Annotated in this window: 8 protein-coding genes and 1 pseudogene; 8 read left to right on the forward strand and 1 reads right to left on the reverse strand. The window is 70.3% G+C overall.

The genetic code is table 11. The features are described 5' to 3' along the window. On the reverse strand, positions 1-757 hold a 757-nt coding region (locus D3105_RS30620), incomplete at its 3' end, for an SLATT domain-containing protein (protein WP_118906166.1). Positions 758-1066: 309 nt separating this feature from the next. On the opposite strand from D3105_RS30620, the gene D3105_RS30625 reads away from it, so the two are divergent. From D3105_RS30625 to D3105_RS35550, 8 genes and pseudogenes are all read left to right on the forward strand, one after another. Then, positions 1067-1411, forward strand: coding sequence for a YbaB/EbfC family nucleoid-associated protein (locus D3105_RS30625; RefSeq protein WP_073775674.1), 345 nt, complete (start codon positions 1067-1069; stop codon positions 1409-1411). Positions 1412-1514: 103 nt separating this feature from the next. After that, positions 1515-2114 carry a recombination mediator RecR gene (recR, locus tag D3105_RS30630; RefSeq protein WP_006126373.1) on the forward strand — a complete coding sequence of 200 codons (600 nt, stop codon included), beginning with the start codon at positions 1515-1517 and terminating at the stop codon, positions 2112-2114. Positions 2115-2224: 110 nt separating this feature from the next. Continuing rightward, positions 2225-2884 (forward strand): DUF5063 domain-containing protein, encoded by a 660-nt coding sequence (locus tag D3105_RS30635; RefSeq protein ID WP_030578580.1) that lies wholly within the window; start codon positions 2225-2227, stop codon positions 2882-2884. A 292-nt stretch (positions 2885-3176) separates the two neighbouring features. Beyond that, positions 3177-3701, forward strand: a complete 525-nt coding sequence (locus tag D3105_RS30640) for an SgcJ/EcaC family oxidoreductase (RefSeq protein ID WP_118906167.1) — start codon at positions 3177-3179, stop codon at positions 3699-3701. A 270-nt stretch (positions 3702-3971) separates the two neighbouring features. Continuing rightward, positions 3972-5243 carry an aspartate kinase gene (locus tag D3105_RS30645; RefSeq protein WP_018489518.1) on the forward strand — a complete coding sequence of 424 codons (1272 nt, stop codon included), beginning with the start codon at positions 3972-3974 and terminating at the stop codon, positions 5241-5243. Next, positions 5240-6310, forward strand: coding sequence for an aspartate-semialdehyde dehydrogenase (locus D3105_RS30650; protein WP_118906168.1), 1071 nt, complete (start codon positions 5240-5242; stop codon positions 6308-6310). Before D3105_RS30645 ends, D3105_RS30650 begins: the two co-directional genes overlap by 4 nt. Before the next feature lie 275 nt (positions 6311-6585). Next, positions 6586-7248 (forward strand): SigE family RNA polymerase sigma factor, encoded by a 663-nt coding sequence (locus tag D3105_RS30655; RefSeq protein ID WP_205080725.1) that lies wholly within the window; start codon positions 6586-6588, stop codon positions 7246-7248. After that, positions 7245-7637, forward strand: a pseudogene (locus D3105_RS35550) (hypothetical protein); the annotation flags it as partial. The gene D3105_RS30655 and the pseudogene D3105_RS35550, both read left to right, overlap by 4 nt.

Here is a 7637-nt window from a genome sequence, read left to right on the forward strand (position 1 = left end):
GCTCACCGCGCCCCGCACCCCCCGCCGCCAACGCCTGCATCCCCATCGGCGCGGGCCCCGCCCGGAACTCCACCATCCAGTCCGCCGTCTCCGACCGCACCAGCTCCGTGACGTCCTCGGAGAACCTCCGCAGCACCCCCAGGCACCGCTCGGTCGCCTCGCTGGCCGTGCCCTCAGCCGGCCCGAGCGTCTCCCGTACGCACTCCGAGGCCCAGTCGAACTGAAGCACCTGGAGCCGCCGCTGCACGGCCTGGGCCGTGGCCAGGTTCCTTATCCACCCGGAGGTGAGGCCGAAATACCGGTCGCAGGCCATACAGGCGGCCCCCAGCAACAACGACAGATAGCCCCAGCCCGCCGAACCGCTCAGCGCACCGGTCAGGTCCAGCAGCGGCAGCGCCGCCCCGGCGACCACCCCGGCGGCCGTGCCCATTCGCAGGGTCCGGGCGGCCCGGCGCTTCCAGACCCGGTCGTGCAGATACCAGTCCGCGGTGTCCAGGGCGCCGGTCTCGACCCAGCGGTAGAGCTCGTCGAGCCGCTCGGCCGGCTCGCCCCAGTCGCCGAGGGGGAACGGGCGCCCGGTCAGATCGCGCCCACCGGCCCGCCACCCGGCGCGGCCGCCGGAGCGCCCGCCGGCCCGGCCCTCGGCGCGCCCCTCGGCAGGGACTCCCGTAGCGGAATGCTCAGCTCCGTTCTCACCGGATCCCGCATCGGACTCCTTGCGGGGCGGCCCCTCGGGCTGCATCTCCGGCTGACTCACCGGGGCACTCCTCTGCACTCTGACGGACGGGACGGACGCGTGGGGGTAACTAGGGGATAACTCTGCGTCACCGCACATGCACGCTCGTGTGCCGATGTGCATGCCCTTCCTACCGCCGAATGGTGGGCCGTGGGGTCGAAATCGCGGGATTCCCGCCTGGGCAGGGCCCCTGGTCAGGTATAGGAGCACTCACGCCGGTTCCGAGATCTCACTCGAAAGAGTTGGTCCCCGGTGGGTGGAGCGCGGTGACCGGGGAGCACGTAGGCTCGGCTTACCGAAACATTTGTCGTCGAAATGCCAGGAGTGACCGTGATTCCCGGTGGTGGCCAGCCCAACATGCAGCAGTTGCTCCAGCAGGCCCAGAAGATGCAGCAGGATCTCGCCGCGGCCCAGGAGGAACTGGCCAGGACCGAGGTCGAGGGACAGGCGGGCGGCGGTCTCGTGAAGGCCACGGTGACCGGCTCCGGCGAGCTGCGCGCCCTGGTGATCGACCCGAAGGCGGTGGACCCGGAGGACACCGAGACGCTCGCCGACCTCGTCGTCGCGGCCGTCCAGGCGGCCAACGAGAACGCGCAGGCGCTCCAGCAGGAGAAGCTCGGCCCGCTGGCGCAGGGCCTGGGCGGCGGGGGCGGCATCCCGGGTCTGCCGTTCTGACCCGGCCGGCCACAGGCCGGTAGGTTCCACAGGCCCGCAGGGCCTACTGGTACCGACCCGTACCCACTACGGTACGGAGCAGGAAGCGAAGAAAGGCGTTCCGTTGTACGAAGGCGTTGTTCAGGACCTCATCGACGAACTGGGCAGGCTGCCCGGCGTCGGTCCCAAGAGCGCGCAGCGGATCGCCTTCCACATCCTGCAGGCCGAGCCCACCGACGTACGCCGGCTCGCCCACGCCCTCCTGGAGGTCAAGGACAAGGTCCGGTTCTGCGAGGTGTGCGGGAACGTCGCGCAGCAGGAGCGGTGCGGGATCTGCCGGGACGCGCGCCGCGATCCGAGCGTCATCTGTGTGGTCGAGGAGCCCAAGGACGTCGTGGCGATCGAGCGGACGCGTGAGTTCCGGGGCCGGTACCACGTGCTGGGCGGGGCGATCAGCCCCATCGAGGGCGTCGGCCCGGACGACCTGCGGATCCGCGAGCTGCTGGCGCGGCTCGCGGACGGCTCCATCACGGAGCTGATCCTCGCGACCGACCCCAACCTGGAGGGTGAGGCCACCGCGACGTACCTGGCGCGGATGGTCAAGCCGATGGGTCTGAAGGTGACCCGGCTGGCCAGCGGTCTGCCGGTCGGCGGCGACCTGGAGTACGCCGACGAGGTCACCCTGGGCCGCGCCTTCGAGGGAAGGCGGCTGCTGGATGTCTGAGACCGGCACCGGCACCGCCGTACGCCCTGGGCCCGCGCCCGGGCCCAGGGCCCTGCACGTACCGTCGTCCGCTTCACCGTCTGTGACCGCGCCCACGGGAGGTCCCCTCGATGTCTGACGCCACGCTGAACTCCGTCACGCAGGACCCGGGCGACTTCGCCGTCCAGATCGCGGACCAGATCAAGACGTTCATCGTCGCGGTCGCCGAGGTGTCCAAGGTCGACGAGCCGGAAGAGGCCGTCCCGGTCCTGCTCCTCCAGGTCTCGCAGCTCCTGCTGGCGGGCGGCCGCCTCGGCGCGCACGAGGACGTCCTCCCCGACGAGCGGTACGAGCCCGACCTCGGCGCGGAGCCGGACGCGGACGGTCTGCGCGAGCGGTTCGCGGCGCTGCTGGAGCCGATCGACGTCTACTCCGAGGTCTTCGACCCGTACGAGCCCCGCAAGGCGCCCGTCCCGCACCGCATCTCCGACGACCTGGCCGACCTGGTCACCGACCTCGGCCACGGCCTCGCGCACTACGAGGCAGGCCGCACCACCGAAGCGCTGTGGTGGTGGCAGTTCTCGTACTTCTCCAACTGGGGCTCCACCGCCTCCGCCACCCTCCGCGCCCTCCAGTCCCTGGTCGCCCACATCCGCCTCGGCCAGCCCCTGGAGGAGCTGGACGGCCTGGACACCGACCAGGACCCGGGCGAGGAGAACCTCGCCGAGGAGGCGGGCCGCGTGATGCTCCAGGAGATCGCGGGGCCGCTGGGGCTGCGGCCGGTGAAGTAGCGGGGCAGACGGCTCACCGATGGTTCTTTCACTCGTTTGAGCTGAGGGTATAAGGAAGAGCTTTTACCCGGTCGAGGCGTACGCCGAGATGCGCAGCATGAACTGGGAGATCAACCTTCACGCATCGGTGGAGCGGCGGGCCATCCTCCTGGTGGCCGGTGAAAGGTGAAGCGGCGGATGCACGCGGCCGGCCTGAGTGCCGGGCCGGCTCCTTGACCTCGACCGCGGTTGAGGCAGGAGGCTCCGGGGTGAACGGCCGATCCGACGGCCGCCACTCGCAAGGAGACCCTCCATGGCCGCCATGACCCCCGCCGCCTCCACGCCCACCGTCATCGGCGTCCCCGCCCCGCAGGAGGACGTCGACGCCATCGTCGCGTTCGTCGCCCGGGTGCAGCACGCCCAGCAGAACGCGCTGCCCGACGCCTTCCTCGACGGCTTCCGCGAGGACGCCATCTGGACCACGGCCCACGGCAAGCGGCTGACCGGCCTGCCGGAGATCAGCGCCTTCACCCGCACGGTGCTGCCCCCGCAGGCGGACTCCCCGGTGACCGCCACGTACGCCGTCGACCTCATCCTCTTCATCCGGCCCGACGTGGCCGCCGTGAAGATCCGCCAGCGCCCGGCGAGCCGCGCCGGAGGTGCGTACCTGGACGAGATCTTCCACGGCCAGGAGGACCCCGCCGCGCTCATGGCCGCCCACCCCGAGGCGGTCCCCGGCACGCCGACCTACGTGCTCGCCAAGGACGACGGGGTCTGGCGCATCGCGGCCGCGCAGAACACCCAGGTCCTCGACGCGGAGACGCTGACGGCGGGCTGACACGGGCCCGCGCGGGCGAGCGGATCGCCAACCCGGCGGGTACGCCGACTGACCGCCCCGGCTGGCCGGTCCGTGTCCGATCGTGTGGGCTGGGACACAAACGGGAGTGCTCGACGGTCGGGCTGGGCAGCAGCCTCGTACGAGCAGTTCGGAGCGACACGCCGTACCGGGTGCTGAGCGGGACATCTCACCATCTGGTAATGGACGGGTCGATTCCGGACTGCTCGTTAAACTGAGCCGACCGCAGTAATGACTGAGCGAGGAGCGCACGTGGGCCTTGTCGTGCAGAAGTACGGAGGCTCCTCCGTAGCCGATGCCGAGGGCATCAAGCGGGTCGCCAAACGAGTCGTCGACGCCAAGAGGAACGGCAACCAGGTGGTTGTCGTGGTGTCCGCGATGGGCGACACGACGGACGAGTTGATAGATCTCGCCGAGCAGGTGTCTCCGATGCCTACCGGTCGAGAGTTCGACATGCTGCTGACCGCGGGTGAGCGGATCTCCATGGCCCTGCTGGCCATGGCGATCAAGAACCTGGGCCACGAGGCCCAGTCGTTCACGGGCAGCCAGGCCGGTGTCATCACCGACTCGGTCCACAACAAAGCGCGCATTATCGACGTCACCCCGGGCCGTATCCGGACCTCGATCGACGAGGGCAACATCGCCATCGTCGCCGGGTTCCAGGGCGTGTCCCAGGAGGGCAAGAACATCACCACCCTCGGCCGCGGCGGGTCGGACACGACCGCCGTCGCGCTGGCCGCCGCGCTGGACGCCGAGGTCTGCGAGATCTACACCGACGTCGACGGCGTCTTCACCGCGGACCCCCGGGTCGTGAAGAAGGCGAAGAAGATCGACTGGATCTCCTTCGAGGACATGCTGGAGCTGGCCGCGTCCGGCTCCAAGGTGCTGCTGCACCGCTGCGTCGAGTACGCACGCCGTTACAACATCCCGATCCACGTCCGCTCGTCCTTCTCCGGACTGCGCGGCACCTGGGTCAGCAACGAGCCGCAAGGGGACCAGAAGGTGGAGCACGCGATCATCTCCGGAGTCGCCCACGACGTCTCGGAGGCCAAGGTCACCGTCGTCGGCGTCCCGGACAAGCCGGGCGAGGCGGCCGCGATCTTCCGCGCCATCGCGAACGCCGAGGTCAACATCGACATGGTGGTGCAGAACGTCTCCGCCGCGTCGACCGGCCTGACGGACATCTCCTTCACCCTGCCCAAGGCCGAGGGCCGCAAGGCCATCGACGCCCTGGAGCGGGCCAAGGGCCCCATCGGCTTCGACTCGCTGCGCTACGACGACCAGATCGCCAAGATCTCCCTGGTCGGCGCGGGCATGAAGACCAACCCGGGCGTCACCGCCGGCTTCTTCGAGGCGCTGTCCGACGCGGGCGTCAACATCGAGCTGATCTCGACATCCGAGATCCGCATCTCGGTGGTCACCCGCGCCGACGACGTCAACGAGGCCGTGCGCGCCGTGCACACCGCCTTCGGGCTCGACAGCGACTCCGACGAGGCCGTGGTCTACGGAGGCACCGGCCGATGACGGAGCACCGCCCTTCGCTCGCGGTCGTCGGTGCGACCGGGGCGATCGGCGGTGTCATGCTCCGGATCCTCTCGCAGCACGCGGACGTCTGGGGCGAGGTCAGACTCGTCGCCTCACCGCGCTCGGCCGGCCGGAAGCTGGTCGTGCGCGGTGAGGAGAGCGAGGTCCTCCCGTTGGCCGAGGACGTGTTCGACGGCATCGACGTGGCCCTCTTCCTGGTGCCGGACGAGGTGTCCGCCCACTGGGCCCCCATCGCCGCCGCCAAGGGCGTCGTCGTCATCGACGACTCCGCCGCCTTCCGGCTCGACGACGACGTTCCGCTCGTCGTCCCCGAGATCAACCCCCATGCCGCACGGCTCAGACCGCGCGGCATCGTCGCGTCCCCGAACTGCACCACGCTGTCGCTGATCGTCGCGGTCGGCGCCCTGCACGCCGAATTCGGGCTCCGCGAACTCATCGTCTCCTCGTACCAGGCCGTCAGCGGCGTGGGCCGCGACGGCGTCGCCGCCCTGCGCGAACAGCTCGCCCTGGTCGCCGGTACGGAACTGGGCACCCAGCCCGGAGACGTACGCCGGGCCCTGGGTGACGAGGCCTCCACGGCCAAGAGCCCCTTCGCCGCGCCCGTCGCCCTGAACGTCGTGCCCTGGGCCGGTACGGACGCCGGGGACGGCTGGTCGTCCGAGGAGATCGCGCTGCGCGAGGAGTGCCGCAAGGTGCTCGGCATGCCGGACCTGAAGGCCACCGCGACCTGTGTGTACGTCCCCGTCGTCGCCACCCACTCGATGTCCGTCCACGCCCGCTTCGAGAACGAGGTCGCGGTCGCCAAGGCGCACGAGATCCTGGCGACCGCCCCCGGCGTGGTCCTGTTCGACAACCCGGCCGCCGGGGACTTCCCCACCCCGTCCGACGTCGTCGGCACCGACCCCACCTGGGTGGGCCGCGTCCGGCGGTCGATGGACGACCCGCATGCCCTGGAAATGTTCCTTTGCGGGGACAATCTCCGAAAAGGTGCGGCTTTGAACGTGGCGCAGATCGCCGAATCGGTCGCCGCCGAATTCCCTCGATGATGATCGAACCTGTTTTGTGGGATCTGTGAACGCCCTATGAGGAATTCGCTGGTCTGAACCTCTTGAGCTGGGACGTTGTCATGTCCGACGATGATCTCCCGGCCATCTGCAACCGCACCTCGGCCGGGTTGCGTCTATGCCGTCACTTTGTGCGTGGCCGGACGTCTCAACGGGGCATTTGGGGAAGAGCGGGTACGTATGAGGGCATGTCGCACAGCGTCGAACGTGGCGCGGTCCGCGTACAACCCTGACGGGGGGCAGCGTGTCCAACAGGCGTGGCAGAGGTTCTCGACATCACAGTGGTGGGCCCGTTGCGAGGCGCTTCGGTGCGCCCGCTCCGGCGGCCCCGCGCGCCCGGCGGCATGCCGGTGATCGCGCCCATGCCCGCTGCGCGCCCGGCCTCGCTGCCCTCGCAGCGCGGGGGTGCTGACGAGACCGTGGCAGCAGGAACCACGGTCGACCATCTCACCGAGACCTACCGCGCCCACTACCGCTCCCTGCTCGGCCTCGCGGCCCTGCTGCTGGACGACACCGCGTCCTGCGAGGACGTGGTGCAGGAGGCGTTCATCCGGGTGCACTCCGCGCGCAACCGGGTCCGTGAGCCCGAGAAGACCCTCGCCTACCTCCGGCAGACGGTCGTCAACCTCTCGCGCTCCGCACTGCGCCGCCGCATCCTCGGGCTGAAGCTGCTCTCCAAGCCGATGCCGGACATGGCGAGCGCGGAGGAGGGCGCGTACGACCAACTGGAGCGGGACGCGCTGATCAAGGCCATGAAGGGGCTCCAGCGACGCCAGCGCGAGGTGCTGGTGCTGCGCTACTTCGCGGACATGACGGAGGCCCAGGTCGCCGAGACGCTGGGCGTCTCGCTGGGCTCGGTGAAGGCGTACGGTTCGCGGGGCATCGCCGCACTGCGTGTGGTGATGGAGGCCCAGGCATGAGCGGGTCCGACCAGCACCCCGATATCCCTGAGCACAGGCACGAGAACGACCCGACGGGAAACGGAATTGTGAACCACGGGCCGGAGAAGACTCCGCACAGCGATCCGGACCGACCGCACGGTGAGAACGCGGGCCCCGGGGAGAGCGGGCCCCTCGAACCGGCGCCGCCCACGAGCGTGGACAGCGAGGTAACCGAGGACCCCGACGAGCGGGGCCCGGGCGCCGAGGCCCCATCGGACCCGGTCGTGAAGGCCCCGGCGGACGGTGACGCGGATACGGAGACCGGCGCGGACGCCCGTACGGAGACCGCCGACGACGACACGCGTACGGATACCGCAGCCCCCGCCCCCGGTGCGGGCAAAGCCCCCGGCGACGGCCCCGACGAGCCC

This window comes from Streptomyces globisporus (genome assembly GCF_003501885.1).
In the GTDB taxonomy this organism is placed as follows: domain Bacteria; phylum Actinomycetota; class Actinomycetes; order Streptomycetales; family Streptomycetaceae; genus Streptomyces; species Streptomyces globisporus_D.

Excerpts from the sequence above, each read along its gene's own strand:
- D3105_RS30635 (WP_030578580.1), top strand. The coding sequence starts at position 2,225 with ATGTCTGACGCCACGCTGAACTCCGTCACGCAGGACCCGGGCGACTTC.
- D3105_RS30640 (WP_118906167.1), top strand. The coding sequence starts at position 3,177 with ATGGCCGCCATGACCCCCGCCGCCTCCACGCCCACCGTCATCGGCGTC.
- D3105_RS30650 (WP_118906168.1), top strand. The coding sequence starts at position 5,240 with ATGACGGAGCACCGCCCTTCGCTCGCGGTCGTCGGTGCGACCGGGGCG.